General features: G+C 24.0%; 25 protein-coding genes and 1 pseudogene. 4 read left to right on the forward strand and 22 right to left on the reverse strand.

The genetic code is table 4. The features are described from left to right. Positions 1–88 precede the first annotated feature (88 nt). Together AAHM78_RS14865 and AAHM78_RS14870 are read right to left on the reverse strand one after the other, a co-directional pair. Positions 89–409 carry a transposase gene (locus AAHM78_RS14865; RefSeq protein WP_342252854.1) on the reverse strand — a complete coding sequence of 107 codons (321 nt, stop codon included), beginning with the start codon at positions 407–409 and terminating at the stop codon, positions 89–91. Between the two features lie 173 nt (positions 410–582). Continuing rightward, on the reverse strand, positions 583–924 hold the full coding sequence (locus tag AAHM78_RS14870) for a hypothetical protein (protein WP_342253716.1): 342 nt from the start codon (positions 922–924) through the stop codon (positions 583–585). 65 nt (positions 925–989) lie between these two features. Between AAHM78_RS14870 and AAHM78_RS14875 the strand changes: the two genes are divergently transcribed. Then, on the forward strand, positions 990–1,949 hold the full coding sequence (locus tag AAHM78_RS14875; protein ID WP_342253717.1) for an IS1595 family transposase: 960 nt from the start codon (positions 990–992) through the stop codon (positions 1,947–1,949). A gap of 18 nt (positions 1,950–1,967) precedes the next feature. On the opposite strand, the gene AAHM78_RS14880 is transcribed toward AAHM78_RS14875, so the two are convergent. The 7 genes from AAHM78_RS14880 to AAHM78_RS14910 form a co-directional block, all read right to left on the reverse strand. Further along, on the reverse strand, positions 1,968–2,681 hold the full coding sequence (locus AAHM78_RS14880) for an IS1/IS1595 family N-terminal zinc-binding domain-containing protein (protein ID WP_342253718.1): 714 nt from the start codon (positions 2,679–2,681) through the stop codon (positions 1,968–1,970). A 43-nt stretch (positions 2,682–2,724) separates the two neighbouring features. After that, entirely contained in the window at positions 2,725–3,084 is a 360-nt protein-coding gene (locus AAHM78_RS14885) for a hypothetical protein (protein WP_342253719.1), read from the reverse strand. Between the two features lie 197 nt (positions 3,085–3,281). After that, the gene (locus tag AAHM78_RS14890) at positions 3,282–3,614 is read right to left on the reverse strand and encodes a transposase family protein (protein WP_342253720.1); all 333 of its coding nucleotides are present in this window, start codon (positions 3,612–3,614) and stop codon (positions 3,282–3,284) included. A gap of 67 nt (positions 3,615–3,681) precedes the next feature. Next, entirely contained in the window at positions 3,682–4,458 is a 777-nt protein-coding gene (locus AAHM78_RS14895) for a hypothetical protein (protein ID WP_342253721.1), read from the reverse strand. Next, complete coding sequence (locus AAHM78_RS14900) at positions 4,458–5,276, reverse strand: hypothetical protein (RefSeq protein WP_342253722.1); 819 nt, start codon at positions 5,274–5,276, stop codon at positions 4,458–4,460. The genes AAHM78_RS14895 and AAHM78_RS14900 overlap by 1 nt, the downstream gene beginning before the upstream one ends. Next, entirely contained in the window at positions 5,242–5,532 is a 291-nt protein-coding gene (locus AAHM78_RS14905; protein ID WP_342253723.1) for a hypothetical protein, read from the reverse strand. The genes AAHM78_RS14900 and AAHM78_RS14905 overlap by 35 nt, the downstream gene beginning before the upstream one ends. Positions 5,533–5,536: 4 nt before the next feature. Beyond that, positions 5,537–5,713 carry a hypothetical protein gene (locus AAHM78_RS14910; protein ID WP_342253724.1) on the reverse strand — a complete coding sequence of 59 codons (177 nt, stop codon included), beginning with the start codon at positions 5,711–5,713 and terminating at the stop codon, positions 5,537–5,539. A 58-nt stretch (positions 5,714–5,771) separates the two neighbouring features. On the opposite strand from AAHM78_RS14910, the gene AAHM78_RS14915 reads away from it, so the two are divergent. Continuing rightward, complete coding sequence (locus tag AAHM78_RS14915; protein WP_342252843.1) at positions 5,772–6,593, forward strand: IS1595 family transposase; 822 nt, start codon at positions 5,772–5,774, stop codon at positions 6,591–6,593. Here the strand turns inward: AAHM78_RS14915 and AAHM78_RS14920 are convergent. The 9 genes from AAHM78_RS14920 to AAHM78_RS14960 form a co-directional block, all read right to left on the reverse strand. Continuing rightward, on the reverse strand, positions 6,590–6,763 hold the full coding sequence (locus tag AAHM78_RS14920) for a hypothetical protein (RefSeq protein ID WP_342253725.1): 174 nt from the start codon (positions 6,761–6,763) through the stop codon (positions 6,590–6,592). The two genes, AAHM78_RS14915 and AAHM78_RS14920, sit on opposite strands and share 4 nt — an antisense overlap. Positions 6,764–6,806: 43 nt before the next feature. Then, positions 6,807–7,166, reverse strand: coding sequence for a hypothetical protein (locus AAHM78_RS14925; RefSeq protein ID WP_342253726.1), 360 nt, complete (start codon positions 7,164–7,166; stop codon positions 6,807–6,809). Positions 7,167–7,363: 197 nt separating this feature from the next. Further along, entirely contained in the window at positions 7,364–7,696 is a 333-nt protein-coding gene (locus AAHM78_RS14930; protein WP_342253727.1) for a transposase family protein, read from the reverse strand. Positions 7,697–7,763: 67 nt separating this feature from the next. Beyond that, positions 7,764–8,540, reverse strand: coding sequence for a hypothetical protein (locus AAHM78_RS14935; RefSeq protein WP_342253721.1), 777 nt, complete (start codon positions 8,538–8,540; stop codon positions 7,764–7,766). Next, the gene (locus AAHM78_RS14940) at positions 8,540–9,358 is read right to left on the reverse strand and encodes a hypothetical protein (RefSeq protein WP_342253722.1); all 819 of its coding nucleotides are present in this window, start codon (positions 9,356–9,358) and stop codon (positions 8,540–8,542) included. Before AAHM78_RS14940 ends, AAHM78_RS14935 begins: the two co-directional genes overlap by 1 nt. Next, positions 9,324–9,614 (reverse strand): hypothetical protein, encoded by a 291-nt coding sequence (locus AAHM78_RS14945; RefSeq protein WP_342253728.1) that lies wholly within the window; start codon positions 9,612–9,614, stop codon positions 9,324–9,326. Before AAHM78_RS14945 ends, AAHM78_RS14940 begins: the two co-directional genes overlap by 35 nt. Positions 9,615–9,618: 4 nt before the next feature. Beyond that, a complete protein-coding gene (locus AAHM78_RS14950; RefSeq protein ID WP_342253729.1) occupies positions 9,619–9,834 on the reverse strand; it encodes a hypothetical protein in 216 nt (71 codons plus the stop codon). Between the two features lie 2 nt (positions 9,835–9,836). After that, positions 9,837–10,142, reverse strand: a complete 306-nt coding sequence (locus AAHM78_RS14955; RefSeq protein WP_342254948.1) for a transposase family protein — start codon at positions 10,140–10,142, stop codon at positions 9,837–9,839. 118 nt (positions 10,143–10,260) lie between these two features. Beyond that, the gene (locus tag AAHM78_RS14960) at positions 10,261–10,653 is read right to left on the reverse strand and encodes a transposase family protein (RefSeq protein WP_342253730.1); all 393 of its coding nucleotides are present in this window, start codon (positions 10,651–10,653) and stop codon (positions 10,261–10,263) included. 176 nt (positions 10,654–10,829) lie between these two features. Between AAHM78_RS14960 and AAHM78_RS14965 the strand changes: the two are divergent. Continuing rightward, positions 10,830–11,915: pseudogene (locus tag AAHM78_RS14965) on the forward strand (IS256 family transposase); the annotation flags it as partial. Positions 11,916–11,945: 30 nt separating this feature from the next. Here the strand turns inward: AAHM78_RS14965 and AAHM78_RS14970 are convergent. The 3 genes from AAHM78_RS14970 to AAHM78_RS14980 form a co-directional block, all read right to left on the reverse strand. Then, entirely contained in the window at positions 11,946–12,890 is a 945-nt protein-coding gene (locus AAHM78_RS14970) for an IS30 family transposase (RefSeq protein ID WP_342253732.1), read from the reverse strand. A 162-nt stretch (positions 12,891–13,052) separates the two neighbouring features. After that, entirely contained in the window at positions 13,053–13,307 is a 255-nt protein-coding gene (locus tag AAHM78_RS14975) for a transposase family protein (RefSeq protein WP_342255208.1), read from the reverse strand. Positions 13,308–13,357: 50 nt separating this feature from the next. Further along, positions 13,358–13,750 carry a transposase family protein gene (locus AAHM78_RS14980; protein ID WP_342253733.1) on the reverse strand — a complete coding sequence of 131 codons (393 nt, stop codon included), beginning with the start codon at positions 13,748–13,750 and terminating at the stop codon, positions 13,358–13,360. Positions 13,751–13,980: 230 nt separating this feature from the next. On the opposite strand from AAHM78_RS14980, the gene AAHM78_RS14985 reads away from it, so the two are divergent. Beyond that, complete coding sequence (locus AAHM78_RS14985) at positions 13,981–14,571, forward strand: hypothetical protein (RefSeq protein ID WP_342253734.1); 591 nt, start codon at positions 13,981–13,983, stop codon at positions 14,569–14,571. 286 nt (positions 14,572–14,857) lie between these two features. On the opposite strand, the gene AAHM78_RS14990 is transcribed toward AAHM78_RS14985, so the two are convergent. Further along, entirely contained in the window at positions 14,858–16,693 is a 1,836-nt protein-coding gene (locus tag AAHM78_RS14990; RefSeq protein WP_252320050.1) for an ABC transporter ATP-binding protein, read from the reverse strand. Positions 16,694–16,780 lie beyond the last annotated feature (87 nt).

The raw sequence follows: 16,780 nt of genomic DNA on the forward strand, positions 1-16,780 counted from the left end.
GGCTTTTATCTCCCTTTATGTACTATTTTTAAATTTTATCACATAAATGGAGATAAAAGCCTACCTAGGAAATTATCCCCGCATGTATTTAAATCAAACACAAAATTACAGTTTCAAAACTAGGTATGTTATTGAATTTATATGCTGATTCTTTTGCATATAAATGAATATTGTGCTTTGAAACTCTTATGTGTGTTCGGAAAGTTCGTCGGATGTGCTTTCATGCTGATTCAATCTGGTTTGTGTTTACACCTGTTGGTGACACATACCCAACTTCATGATTTACGATTTCATGTTTGGGATAGAAGTTTTTGAAACTTACATATCCCTTCCAAGAATCCGTAAATAGACAGCACTCAGTAAAAATGTGTTTCAATGTAAATCTTAAAAGGTTTTTTTTCATCTGCATTTTTCAGAACCTTCACAATTAGTTTGTTGCTGGTTTTCTCATAAACTCCAACAATCAAAGTTTTATTCAACAAGGATCTTCCTTTTAATTTTCAAAAAAAATCTTGATGAAATAAAAAAAATCATCAACCTGGCCTAAAATTTGATTTTATTTAATTTTGGGATTTATTTTTTTTACAAACTGAAATATAATTCTTCAGATTTTGCATAAGGTGATATTTTATAATGTTGGTATTTAAATTTTCATAAATTGATGTAATTTTGAATATTGGTAAATCCAATGCCATGATAATGAGTAATAAATTCTTTTAAACTTGATTGTATTTTACTGATATTACTTAAATTTTTATAATTTAATTCTTTATTTTCTTTTGATTTAAATTTCTTGAGAGTACATTTTGTTTGTTTAGCTACTGTATCATATAGTATTTGCATATCACAAACTATAATTGATTTTTCTTCGATAAGCTTAGATGTTAAATTTTCTTGTACTCATTTTTTTGTTAATTTTCACAAAAAATCTTGATATTACTTTTAATTTAAAATTAAAAGTAATATTTTTATATCGGGGGTGATTTTTTGTGACTAATAATGAATTAATTGATGTTTTAAAAAACAAAAAAGATGAAGAATTTATAAAAATTATTAGACATTTTAAAAATAGAATTAAACAAATTGAGAAAAAAGAAAAATTAGATGCAATTGATAAAAAATTTAAAGAAAAAGGAATTCAATGTCCAAATTGTAAATCTTATTGATGTGTAAAAAATGGTTTTAAGAATAATAAGCAAAAATATTTATGCAAAGATTGTAAAAGTAGCTTTGATGCTTTAAGAAATCATTTTTTACATTGAAGTCATTTATCTCATGAACAATGAGATTGAATAATTTGATTGTCATTGTTAGGTCAATCTGCTTATATTATTTCTCAATTTGCTAAAATTTCAAAAAAATCAGCATGATTTAATCGTCAAAAATTTATGAAATCATCACAATTAGCAAAAACACAAAAACCATTCACAAAATTAAAAGGTAGAATTGAAATTGATGAAACTTTTATCAAAGAAATTCATAAAGGAAATTTCAAAAATCCAGATGATCCAAGAAAAAAATGAATTGAAGAAAATGCTAAAGATTTAAACTGTTGTATTGAAATGGCAATTGATGAAAATAAAAATATTTATGCTCAAACAACAAATACTAAAAGATTAACAAAAAAATGAGTACAAGAAAATTTAACATCTAAGCTTATCGAAGAAAAATCAATTATAGTTTGTGATATGCAAATACTATATGATACAGTAGCTAAACAAACAAAATGTACTCTCAAGAAATTTAAATCAAAAGAAAATAAAGAATTAAATTATAAAAATTTAAGTAATATCAGTAAAATACAATCAAGTTTAAAAGAATTTATTACTCATTATCATGGCATTGGATTTACCAATATTCAAAATTACCTCAATTTATGAAAATTTAAATACCAACATTATAAAATATCACCTTATGCAAAATCTGAAGCATTATATTTCAGTTTGTAAAAAAAATAAATCCCAAAATTAAATAAAATCAAATTTTAGGCCGGGTTGATGATTTTTTTTATTTCATCAAGAGTTTTTTTGAAAATTAAAACATTTTTTTGTTAATCTTTTAGTATTTGTTGTTTGAGCATAAATATTTTTATTTTCATCCATTGCCATTTCAATACAACAGTTTAAATCTTTAGCATTTTCTTCAATTCATTTTTTTCTTGGATCATCTGGATTTTTGAAATTTCCTTTATGAATTTCTTTGATAAAAGTTTCATCAATTTCAATTCTACCTTTTAATTTTGTGAATGGTTTTTGTGTTTTTGCTAATTGTGATGATTTCATAAATTTTTGACGATTAAATCATGCTGATGTTTTTGAAATTTTAGCAAATTGAGAAATAGTATAAGCAGATTGACCTAACAATGACAATCAAATTATTCAATCTCATTGTTCATGAGATAAATGACTTCAATGTAAAAAATGATTTCTTAAAGCATCAAAGCTACTTTTACAATCTTTGCATAAATATTTTGGCTTATTATTCTTAAAACCATTTTTTACACATCAATAAGATTTACAATTTGGACATTGAATTCCTTTTTCTTTAAATTTTTTATCAATTGCATCTAATTTTTCTTTTTTCTCAATTTGTTTAATTCTATTTTTAAAATGTCTAATAATTTTTATAAATTCTTCATCTTTTTTGTTTTTTAAAACATCAATTAATTCATTATTAGTCACAAAAAATCACCCCTGATATAAAAATATTACTTTTAATTTAAAATTAAAAGTAATATCAAGATTTTTTGTGAAAATTAAAAGATATTCCTTGTTTTTTAAAACCTAAATGTGAAAGATACATTTCATCCATCTGTGCTGTGCCATCAACAATGAAACCTGCATCTTGATTTCCAATTCTAGTCCTGATTTCATGACACATTCTTCAAGCTGTTTTATAGGTCACACCCAATTCCCTTGCAACATCGGTTGCTGGTATGCCGTGCTTTGTGTTTATTCATCTAAAGATGAGATAAAACCAAGATGTCATTTGGGTCTGTGACTTATAAAAAATGGTTCCATAAAGAATACTAAATGTTTGGTTACAGTTCAAACATCGTATTCTTCTCAAATCAGAAGTATTCAAACTAGAAGAAGCACACCTGATGCATTTCATTATTTTCAACTTCGCTATATATTTCAAACAATCGTTTTCAGTTTGAAATATGCTATTGAATTCATTTCAATTCATTTTTTCCTCCACACTAGTACATGTGGGGATAATTTCCTTTTTTAATTCTTTCAATTGGAGTTTCAGTAGCATCAATAGCTAACAAATTATTATTAGTAACTTGATTTTTTGTTAAATCTTTTTTTTCCAGGTAAATTAAAAATTCCGCTTTTTATTAAAATATTTTCAATTCAAAAAATATTACGAATGCAACTAGTATGACTAATATTATATCTTTTTGCAATAACTCTATAACTACTATAGTCTTTTCAATATTCTAAAGTCATTAATAAAAGCTCTTCAATTACAATTTTATTTTTTCTACCACCATAATATTTTTGTTTAGACTCAACAATTTTTAAAATTTCAAACATTTTATAAAATGTTTGTGGCTTTATGCCGACTAAACTATAAAATTCTTGATCATCTTTATATTTTTTCAACATAATAACTATCACCTTTAATATTAATAATAATCGTTAAATTGTTAAAATTAAAGGTTTTGCACCAAGTCTATTCTTTTAATTTAAAAAATCCTTTTTCTAATCTATTAATAAAATTCATAGTTTTTTGTACATTAATATTATTTGGATAAATTACTTTAGTATCTTGTGAACCATAATATTTACCTTTTTTTGCTAATTCACTTTTAACATATTTTCTTAATTGACTTGGTAATCATTTTCTATTTCAAAATTTTCAAAATATTATTCCTGCACCAGTACCATTTTTACCTTTTGCTTGTGTCATTAATATTCATATTTCTTGTGGAAATGTTGGATAAGTATAAGGACCATATCATATTTGTCTTTTATCATTATCGCTTTGAAATAATGTTGTTAAAGTTCCAATTTTTAAATTCTTATTATCAACAATAAATCTTCCTTTTTTAAATCATGAACTTGATAATACTTCCCATGCATTATCTGGTATTTCTTCTTCGTTTTCTTTAAATAAATTATCAAATTTATTTACATAATTTTTAACTGTTCTAATTTCTGTTGGCATAATAGATTTTTTAAAACTATTTATTGGATTTTTAAATTTATTAATTTCATGTTGAAGTATACTTAATTCACTTGGTTTTAATATACTTGCTAATTTTTTAAGTATATTTGGATTTAAAAATGAATAAGGTTGATGTATTTCATTTTCATTAACATTTTCACTATCAAATATTGCTTTTAATGATTGATTTTTATAATATTGTTTTAAAGCATTTATTAATGCTAATTGAATATCATTACTTGCTAATGCATAATATATTCATTCAATAATTAAAGGTAACATTATAAACTCATGTGGTTATAATCTCAATTTAATGAAGCATTATCAAAATTTAATGATACTTCACTCATATTATCACTACCATATTGACTTACATTATCATTTACTAATCTTGCAGTTTCATTATTAAATGTTGTTTCTTGCATTTCTTCAATATGATTTGTAGTTTCCATTGGTAATAAATTATGGATTATTTCACTTGCACCAGCAATTATGGTAGGTATTGCATAAGCATTATTAAAATCATTATTAATACCCATAGCAACTCCAGAAGATATTAAACATCCACCAGTAGCCATATTGGCTATTTTACGTATATTTTCAAACTTGCTAGGTATTAATTCTGTAATACCAGCAAGTAAATTTGCAATACCATATGAATTTAAAGATATATAAGTATCTCAATCCATTAAATGATTAGCATCAGTATTAGTATTGTTTAATAATAAATCTGGAAATGGATTTACTGTTGTAGTACTAGTAGTAATTGGACTAGGTGTTGTAGTTGGTTCTATAGGATTTATATTATTAGTAAATTTTGCATAATTTACTAAACTAATTGTTCCTAAACCTAAAAATATTTTTTTAGAACTATTCAGTAATTTAGTTTTAATACTAGGAATTTGATTTAAATTTCATATATCAATACCTAATTTTTTTGAAAATAATAAAGCATTTATACTTACTAATACTGGATTACCTATTAATTGACCATAATAAGCACTTGTACCTATCATTGCACTTAATGGTGGTATTCCAATTCTTATTAATTTTAATAAAGTATAATTACTCAATTGTGTAATCTCAGCATGTTGTGGCATGTTTATTTTCTCCTTTTAATAATTTAGTATTTTTTTTAATTTGAATAAGTATTTTACCTTTGTAATTAACATTATCTCCAACACAAACAGAAAAACTTTCATGTGGATTTGATACAATAACATAATTTGGATTTAAAGTTGGAAATTCATAAAGTAATATTGCTAATATATCTTTTGAACTATTTAAATCTTCTGGTTTTGGTGAATTTATAATAATATGTGATTTATTATTAAAAATATCATAAATATAAGTCATAATATTATGCCTTTGTAAAATTTAATTTTACTGTTCCATAATAATCAGTTTTATTACCAGTCATAATAGCAGATGTATCAGTTATATTACTATATGTTGCTTTAGTTGGTTCAAATCCATTATTACCAACTTTTACTATTGCAGTATCTAATTCGTCATTAGTAGGTTTATCACCAGCCATAGTAATTTTTCCTAAATTTTTATCGGACTTCTCCCCACATGTACTTGTGGAGGAAACAATGAAATTGAATGAGTTCAACAATATATTTCAAACAGAAAAAGATTGTTTGAAATATATAGCAAGTTTGAAGGAAAACAAATGTATGAGGTGTTCTTGAACAAATTTGAATACTTCTGATTTAAGAAGAATAAGATGTTTGAAATGTCATCAAACATTTAGTATTCTTCATGACACCATTTTTTACAAGTCACAAACACCTTTGACATCTTGGTTTTATCTCATCTTTAGATGAATAAACACCAAACATGGAATTCCATCAACTGATGTTGCAAAAGAATTGGGAGTAACTTTGAAAACTGCTTGAAGAATGGGTCATAAAATCCGAAGTGCAATTGCAAAACAAGAACCTCAATTCATTGTTGAGGGCATAGTGCAAATGGATGAAATGTATCTTTCACATATGGGTTTTAAAAAACAAGGAAGATCCTTAAAAAATAAAACTTTGATTGTTGGGATTTATGAAAAAACAACCAATAATTTAATTGTGAAAGTGTTGAAAAATGCAAATCAAAAAAATCTTTTGCAATTTGCAAGAAACCACATTTCTTCAAAGTGTGATGTACATACTGATTCTTGAAAAGGATATCGCCATTTTAAATCAGTTTTCACTAAGCATGAAACAGTTAACCATCAAGATGGCTATGTTTCAAAAACTGGTGTAAACATAAACCAGATTGAATCGGCATGAAAGCACATCAGACGAACATTTAAAACACATATCAAAGTTGAAAAACATCATGTTCATTTATACGCAAAAGAATCGGCATATAAATTCAACAATATACCTAGTTTTGAAACTGTAATGTTATGTTTGATTTAAAAATGTGGGGAGAAGTCCGTAGATAGGCTTTTCTCAGCATTTATGTGATAAAATTTAAAAATAGTACATAAAGGGAGAAAAGCCATTCTATTTTTAAAATGTCTAATAATTTTTATAAATTCTTCATCTTTTTTGTTTTTTAAAACATCAATTAATTCATTATTAGTCACAAAAAATCACCCCTGATATAAAAATATTACTTTTAATTTAAAATTAAAAGTAATATCAAGATTTTTTGTGAAAATTAAAAGATCTTCCTTGTTTTTTAAAACCTAAATGTGAAAGATACATTTCATCCATCTGTGCTGTGCCATCAACAATGAAACCTGCATCTTGATTTCCAATTCTAGTCCTGATTTCATGACACATTCTTCAAGCTGTTTTATAGGTCACACCCAATTCCCTTGCAACATCGGTTGCTGGTATGCCATGCTTTGTGTTTATTCATCTAAAGATGAGATAAAACCAAGATGTCATTTGGGTCTGTGACTTATAAAAAATGGTTCCATAAAGAATACTAAATGTTTGGTTACAGTTCAAACATCGTATTCTTCTCAAATCAGAAGTATTCAAACTAGAAGAAGCACACCTGATGCATTTCATTATTTTCAACTTCGCTATATATTTCAAACAATCGTTTTCAGTTTGAAATATGCTATTGAATTCATTTCAATTCATTTTTTCCTCCACACTAGTACATGTGGGGATAATTTCCTTTTTTAATTCTTTCAATTGGAGTTTCAGTAGCATCAATAGCTAACAAATTATTATTAGTAACTTGATTTTTTGTTAAATCTTTTTTTTCCAGGTAAATTAAAAATTCCGCTTTTTATTAAAATATTTTCAATTCAAAAAATATTACGAATGCAACTAGTATGACTAATATTATATCTTTTTGCAATAACTCTATAACTACTATAGTCTTTTCAATATTCTAAAGTCATTAATAAAAGCTCTTCAATTACAATTTTATTTTTTCTACCACCATAATATTTTTGTTTAGACTCAGCAATTTTTAAAATTTCAAACATTTTATAAAATGTTTGTGGCTTTATGCCGACTAAACTATAAAATTCTTGATCATCTTTATATTTTTTCAACATAATAACTATCACCTTTAATATTAATAATAATCGTTAAATTGTTAAAATTAAAGGTTTTGCACCAAGTCTATTCTTTTAATTTAAAAAATCCTTTTTCTAATCTATTAATAAAATTCATAGTTTTTTGTACATTAATATTATTTGGATAAATTACTTTAGTATCTTGTGAACCATAATATTTACCTTTTTTTGCTAATTCACTTTTAACATATTTTCTTAATTGACTTGGTAATCATTTTCTATTTCAAAATTTTCAAAATATTATTCCTGCACCAGTACCATTTTTACCTTTTGCTTGTGTCATTAATATTCATATTTCTTGTGGAAATGTTGGATAAGTATAAGGACCATATCATATTTGTCTTTTATCATTATCGCTTTGAAATAATGTTGTTAAAGTTCCAATTTTTAAATTCTTATTATCAACAATAAATCTTCCTTTTTTAAATCATGAACTTGATAATACTTCCCATGCATTATCTGGTATTTCTTCTTCGTTTTCTTTAAATAAATTATCAAATTTATTTACATAATTTTTAACTGTTCTAATTTCTGTTGGCATAATAGATTTTTTAAAACTATTTATTGGATTTTTAAATTTATTAATTTCATGTTGAAGTATACTTAATTCACTTGGTTTTAATATACTTGCTAATTTTTTAAGTATATTTGGATTTAAAAATGAATAAGGTTGATGTATTTCATTTTCATTAACATTTTCACTATCAAATATTGCTTTTAATGATTGATTTTTATAATATTGTTTTAAAGCATTTATTAATGCTAATTGAATATCATTACTTGCTAATGCATAATATATTCATTCAATAATTAAAGGTAACATTATAAACTCATGTGGTTATAATCTCAATTTAATGAAGCATTATCAAAATTTAATGATACTTCACTCATATTATCACTACCATATTGACTTACATTATCATTTACTAATCTTGCAGTTTCATTATTAAATGTTGTTTCTTGCATTTCTTCAATATGATTTGTAGTTTCCATTGGTAATAAATTATGGATTATTTCACTTGCACCAGCAATTATGGTAGGTATTGCATAAGCATTATTAAAATCATTATTAATACCCATAGCAACTCCAGAAGATATTAAACATCCACCAGTAGCCATATTGGCTATTTTACGTATATTTTCAAACTTGCTAGGTATTAATTCTGTAATACCAGCAAGTAAATTTGCAATACCATATGAATTTAAAGATATATAAGTATCTCAATCCATTAAATGATTAGCATCAGTATTAGTATTGTTTAATAATAAATCTGGAAATGGATTTACTGTTGTAGTACTAGTAGTAATTGGACTAGGTGTTGTAGTTGGTTCTATAGGATTTATATTATTAGTAAATTTTGCATAATTTACTAAACTAATTGTTCCTAAACCTAAAAATATTTTTTTAGAACTATTCAGTAATTTAGTTTTAATACTAGGAATTTGATTTAAATTTCATATATCAATACCTAATTTTTTTGAAAATAATAAAGCATTTATACTTACTAATACTGGATTACCTATTAATTGACCATAATAAGCACTTGTACCTATCATTGCACTTAATGGTGGTATTCCAATTCTTATTAATTTTAATAAAGTATAATTACTCAATTGTGTAATCTCAGCATGTTGTGGCATGTTTATTTTCTCCTTTTAATAATTTAGTATTTTTTTTAATTTGAATAAGTATTTTACCTTTGTAATTAACATTATCTCCAACACAAACAGCAAAACTTTCATGTGGATTTGATACAATAACATAATTTGGATTTAAAGTTGGAAATTCATAAAGTAATATTGCTAATATATCTTTTGAACTATTTAAATCTTCTGGTTTTGGTGAATTTATAATAATATGTGATTTATTATTAAAAATATCATAAATATAAGTCATAATATTATGCCTTTGTAAAATTTAATTTTACTGTTCCATAATAATCAGTTTTATTACCAGTCATAATAGCAGATGTATCAGTTATATTACTATATGTTGCTTTAGTTGGTTCAAATCCATTATTACCAACTTTTACTATTGCAGTATCTAATTCGTCATTAGTAGGTTTATCACCAGCCATAGTAATTTTTCCTAAATTTTTATAATAGACTTGGTGCAAAACTAAGGTAATTCAAAATTATATATTCCTGCTATTAAATTAAATCTTAATGCAAATCTTCGTATTTTATTGCGATATTTTAAACTTAAAATTTTAAAACGTTTTAGTTTAGCAAATACGTGTTCAATTTTAATTCTAATTTTACTTAAAGTTTTATTGTATTCTTTTTGAATTGGTGTTAATTGATTGTATTTACTTTTTTTAAATGGCAAAAATGTATTTTTATGAATATTTTGTATACCTTGATAACCTGAATCAACAAAAACTTTTTTTCTGGATGAATAAAAGTTTTGGATTTTAGAAGCAATTTAAAATCATGAATGCTTCCAAAACAAAAAGCAGTTGAAATAATTTTTCCATTGGAAATATCAATAATTATTTGGGATTTGAGAGAATGATGTTTCTTTTTACCTGAAAAAAGTAATTTTAGTTTTTTTTAATTATTTCAATTGGAGTTTCAGTAGCATCAATAGCTAACAAATTATTATTAGTACCTTTATTTTTTGTTAAATCTTTTTTTCCAGGTAAATTAAAAATTCCGCTTTTTATTAAAATATTTTCAATTCAAAAAATATTACGAATGCAACTAGTATGACTAATATTATATCTTTTTGCAATAACTCTATAACTACTATAGTCTTTTCAATATTCTAAAGTCATTAATAAACGCTCTTCAATTACAATTTTATTTTTTCTACCACCATAATATTTTTGTTTAGACTCAGCAATTTTTAAAATTTCAAGCATTTTATAAAATGTTTTTGGCTTTATGCCGACTAAACTATAAAATTCTTGATCATCTTTATATTTTTTCAACATAATAACTATCACCTTTAATATTAATAATAATCGTTAAATTGTTAAAATTAAAGGTTTTGCACCAAGTCTAATAAATTACATCGGTAATGTTTAGTAATCTGTGTAACTTACAAAAATAACTATGTTTCATTAATTCTAGTAAATATAATTAAATGACTAGAAAGAGTGAGTTACAAATGGTTAAAAAACAAAACATTAATAATAATGATCCAATATCACAAGCAGTAGATTTATTACTAGAAAATACTGAAGATTTAACAACAGTTTTTAAAGAAGGAGGTTTATATAAAGAATTAACAAAAAGATTAGTGGAAAAAATGTTGAATTCTGAAATGCAAAATTATTTAAGATATGAAAAAAATCAACATAGTAATAGTGAAAATGCTCGTAATGGCATAACTTCAAAAAAATTAATAACTCAAGAAGGTAAAATTGAAATTGATGTACCACGAGATCGTAATAGTAATTTTACTCCTGTAATAGTGCCAAAAAGACAAAGAAGATTTGATGGTTTTGATCAACAAGTTCTTTCACTATATGCAAAAGGTATGACAGTATCTGACATTAGAATGCAGTTGCAAGAGTTATATCATGGTGCAGATATTAGTGAAAGTGTTATTAGTCAAATTACTGATGATGTTATTGATGATGTCAAAGCATGGCAAAATCGGCCATTAGAAAGTATTTATCCGATTTTTTATTTTGATTGTATAGTAGTTAAAGTACGACAAGATAAACGGATTATTAACAAATCAGTTTATATAGCTTTAGGAGTTGATTTAGAAGGTAAAAAAGATGTTTTAGGTTTATGAATTAGTGAAAATGAAGGTTCTAAATTTTGATTATCTAATTTTACAGAAATGAAAAATCGAGGCTTAAATGATATTCTTATTGCTTGTAGTGATAATTTAACAGGCATGTCAGAAGCAATACAATCAGTTTATCCTAAAACCGAACATCAATTATGCATAGTTCATCAAATTAGAAATAGTTTAAAATATGTTTCATACAAACATCGAAAATCTCTAGTTACAGATTTAAAACCAATTTATAGTGCATGTAGTGAAGAACAAGCAATGCAATCTTTAGAATCGTTTGAAAATAAATGAAATAAACAATATCCTCAAATTACTAAATCTTGATATAAAAATTGAGATAATTTAATGGTTTTTATTAGTTATCCACCAGAAATTAAAAGAGTAATTTATACTACAAATGCTATTGAATCTGTTAATAGTCAATTACGAAAAGTTATTAGAAACCTGAGTTGTAAATATAAATGGGACAGTTTTTTAAAATAATTGTATTAAATCTATTGGTCTTTTATAAGAGAGCGATTTTCTGGGTGTAGAATTAATTTGAAATGCTATAAAATTTAAATCTTTTTGTTTATATGAAGATAGATCTGTAGATTTTGGTAAATATCTTCTTAAAATACCATTATTATTTTCATTTAAACCCCTTTGGCAAGGTTTACCAGGATCTGCAAAATAAATTTTGACATTACAAATTTTTTCGATTAATCTTCATTTACTAAATTCTTTACCACGATCAAAAGTAATGGTTTTAACTGTTCCTTTTTGTAACTTTGAAATAAATTTTATTATACTTTTCGTAATATTTTCTGATTTATGATTTTTAGTTACTAAAGGAATTGTGGTTTTTGATCATATATCAGCCAAAGTAATAATAGAACTTTTATGATCTTTGCCAATGATAGTATCACCTTCTAAATGACCAAATTCTTGTATATTTTTAATATTAGGAATGATTAAATTTCTTTCATGAATAGACTTACAATTATTAATTTTGCCCCTAGTTTCTTTTTGTTTGTGAGATTTATTTTTGCCTTTTCTCAATAAGTTATTTTCATCAAAACCCATTCGATTTGTTTTAAACATGTTATATAAAGTTTTTGTTGAAATACTTTTTATTTTATTTTCCTTTAAAAAGTTAGCAATTATATCAAGATCATACTTTTTAGTAATTAACAAATGATTAATACTATTAATTTCTGTTAAAGTTAAAATTATTAATTTTCTGCCTGCATTTTGTTTATTTTTTTGAAATTGATTCAATATTTCTAATGGCAATAAGTTTTTATTTAATAATCTACAAACTCTATGTACAGTTGATTTACTATAATCAACAATTTTTGCTATTTTACGAATCGAAAATCCATAATTTTTATATTCTTTTATTGCTATTATTGATTCAATACTCAGATACTTATACATTGCGCTAATTCCGTTCTTTTCTTAATTAGACTTGGTGCAAAACTAAGGTAATTCAAAATTATATATTCCTGCTATTAAATTAAATCTTAATGCAAATCTTCGTATTTTATTGCGATATTTTAAACTTAAAATTTTAAAACGTTTTAGTTTAGCAAATACGTGTTAAATTTTAATTCTAATTTTACTTAAAGTTTTATTGTATTCTTTTTGAATTGGTGTTAATTGATTGTATTTACTTTTTTTAAATGGCAAAAATGTATTTTTATGAATATTTTGTATACCTTGATAACCTGAATCAACAAAAACTTGTTTTTCTGGATGAATAAAAGTTTTAGATTTTAGAAGCAATTTAAAATCATGAATGCTTCCAAAACAAAAAGCAGTTGAAATAATTTTTACATTGGAAATATCAATAATTATTTGGGATTTGAGAGAATGATGTTTCTTTTTACCTGAAAAAAGTAATTTTAGTTTTTTTTAATTCTTTCAATTGGAGTTTCAGTAGCATCAATAGCTAACAAATTATTATTAGTACCTTTATTTTTTGTTAAATCTTTTTTTCAAGGTAAATTAAAAATTCCGCTTTTTATTAAAATATTTTCAATTCAAAAAATATTACGAATGCAACTAGTATGACTAATATTATATCTTTTTGCAATAACTCTATAACTACTATAGTCTTTTCAATATTCTAAAGTCATTAATAAACGCTCTTCAATTACAATTTTATTTTTTCTACCACCATAATATTTTTGTTTAGACTCAGCAATTTTTAAAATTTCAAACATTTTATAAAATGTTTGTGGCTTTATGCCGACTAAACTATAAAATTCTTGATCATCTTTATATTTTTTCAACATAATAACTATCACCTTTAATATTAATAATAATCGTTAAATTGTTAAAATTAAAGGTTTTGCACCAAGTCTATTATAGAACTAACACAATTTAATTTTTATATAAGTGTCCTTTTTAATTTTACAATTAAAGTTTTTTAAAACATCAATTAATTCATTATTAGTCACAAAAAATCACCCCTGATATAAAAATATTACTTTTAATTTTAAATTAAAAGTAATATCAAGATTTTTTGTGAAAATTAAAAGAAAAATCTACTAAAAATAGAAATGTTTTAAAAGATAAAAAAATTACTTATATGAAAACTAAAAATGGTCAAAGAATTAAAAAACAAGAATTTATTAATAAAATTTATGAATTTCTTGATTTACAATATATTTATAATAAAAGTAGTTTAGTATTTATTGGTGATGGTGCGCCTTGAATTAAAACTTCTGCTAAAAATGAAAATATTCCTTATGTAATTGATAGACATCATGCATTTAAAGCACTTAAAAAAGGATTTATTTTTAATAGAAAAATAGATAATAAAAAATTAACAAATGCATATGATTTATTTGTTAATGGTGAATATTATCAATTATTAAATTTTTTAAAAGAAAATAAAGTTGATGAACAAATATATAAATATTTTAAAAATAATAAAGAAGGTGTTATAAATCAAAAAGAAAATTGAAATCAAGGTGTTTGTGCTGAAAGTGATGTATCACATCTTGTTAAATCTTTAAAAGGATATGGTGCTAAAATTTATAATGATAAAGTACTTAATAATATGCTTATAATTAATTCAGCAAGAATTAATAAATTAAATTTTTTACTTTAATATTTTAAAAATTTAATAAATCTTAAACCTAAATAGTTAGGAATTTTAGTTTTAAAATAATTAAAATGTATACACTAAAAAACTTGTAAAATAATATAAAATAGTATATAATATAAATACAATTAAATAATTTAATGTTGTCTTTTATTTAAAGAAAATTAAATTATAACTATTAACTTTACTCACCCATTTTAATTTTAGTTAACATATACTTTCTCCTTTTTAATTGATGTTACAGAAATATAGTAACATAAATTAAATAAATGTAAAGTTAAATATTAAAATTTTACCCCATAATTCCAGCTTCATATAAATGTTTAAAGTGACCTTCTTTAACTTTTAATTCATCAAAAGTACCAACTTGAACTAAACCTTTTTCTTTTTCTAAAACTAAAATCTTATCAACAGTTTTAATTGTTGATAAACGATGGGCAATAATAATACTAGTACGACCAATCATTAATTTATTAAATTGTGCTTGTATTTCCTTTTCGACAATATTATCTAAGGCACTAGTAGCTTCATCTAAAATTAATAGTTCTGGATTTTTTAAAAAGATACGAGCAATAGCTACTCTTTGTTTTTGACCACCAGATAAGTTAATCCCGCGTTCACCTAAAATTGTATTATAACCATTAGGTAATTGTTCAATGTAATCATGTAAGTTAGCTTTACTTGCAGCAATTTTGATTTCTTCTAAAGTTGCTCCTTGCTTAGTATAACTAATGTTTTCGGCAAATGTGCCAAATAAAATTTGTGGATCTTGTTCAATATAGCCAATATGATGTAAGTATTGTGCTAAGTCAATATCACGTAAATCAGTATTATTATTAATTAAAATTCTTCCTTTAGCGGGGTCATAGTAACGTAGTAATAACTTAGAAATAGTAGTTTTTCCGACACCAGTTGCACCAACAATAGCATAACTTTTACCTTTTTCAAAAGTGAAAGAGAAGTTATTTAAAATTCAGTCTTCTTTTTCATCATAGCGGAAATTAACATTTTCAAAAATAATATCACTAGTAATTTGTTTTACTGGTAAGGCTTTTTCTTTATTAACTATTTTTGGTTTAATATTAAGAATTTCATTAACTCTTAAAATTGAAGTTGATGTTTTAGCTCAATTACCTAAGAATTGAATACTTTGAATAACTGGGAAAATTAAAGTGTTGACTGCTAATAAAAAAGCAATTAGTGTTGGAACACTAATGATGTGTTTACTTACAAACATGAAACCAGCAACTAAACCAACAATGTTAATTCCTGTTAGCAATGTAATTAGTAATGCTCTAGTAAAACTTTCAAAAGTAATAGTTTTTTTTGCTGCTTGGTAATATTTAAGATGTTCATTAGAAAATCTTTTATTTTCACTTTTTTCTGTAGCATTACTTTTAATTAAAGTAATAGTATTTAGTCGATCAGTAATATCAGCATTAACTTCAGTGTAAACTTTTCTTCATTTATAGTTTAAATAACGAATAATTTGAACATTTAATACTGATATTATTAAAATTGATAAAACAATACCTAAAACAATTAATGATAATTGTCAATTTAAAGAAAAAATAACGTAAATTGAACCAAAAAAAGTCACAATTGAACTAAGCATAGTTAAAGGAATAGATTGCATATTTTCACCAATAACACTAGTATCACTAATTAGTTTTGTTAAAGTGTCACCAATTTTGCGGTCTTCATAATATGACATATCTAAATCTAGTAAATGTTTTAAAACTTTATTTCGATATTCAATTTCAACTTTAACACCAATGATGCTTCCTGTTAAATTACGAAAGTACATAAATAATCCTGATGCAATTTGTAAACTAATTAAAATATAAGCTAAAGTAGTAATTTTTTCTCATTGAAAACCATCGGGGGTAGCTAAAAAATTATTAGTAATTTTAGGAATAATCACTGAAATTATTGAAGAAGCAATAGTGGTTAGTATTGCAATTAGATAAAGTAGTGGATATTTTTTAAAGTATTTAATAACTGCGCTTAAGAAACCACTTTTTTTTATTTTTAATTCATTATAATCAGTCACGCTTTTTTTTATTTTTGCTGTTGTTTTTTCTTTTGTCGGCGAAGCAGTAATTTTTGTTTTATTTTTTTTGGACATAATATTTGATCTCCTTATTAATAATTTATGGCTTTTCTCCCTTTATGTACTATTTTTAAATTTTATCACATAAATGCTGAGAAAAGC

It is taken from the genome of Spiroplasma endosymbiont of Zeiraphera isertana (assembly GCF_964030805.1).
Classification (GTDB): Bacteria; Bacillota_I; Bacilli_A; order Mycoplasmatales; family VBWQ01; genus Spiroplasma_E.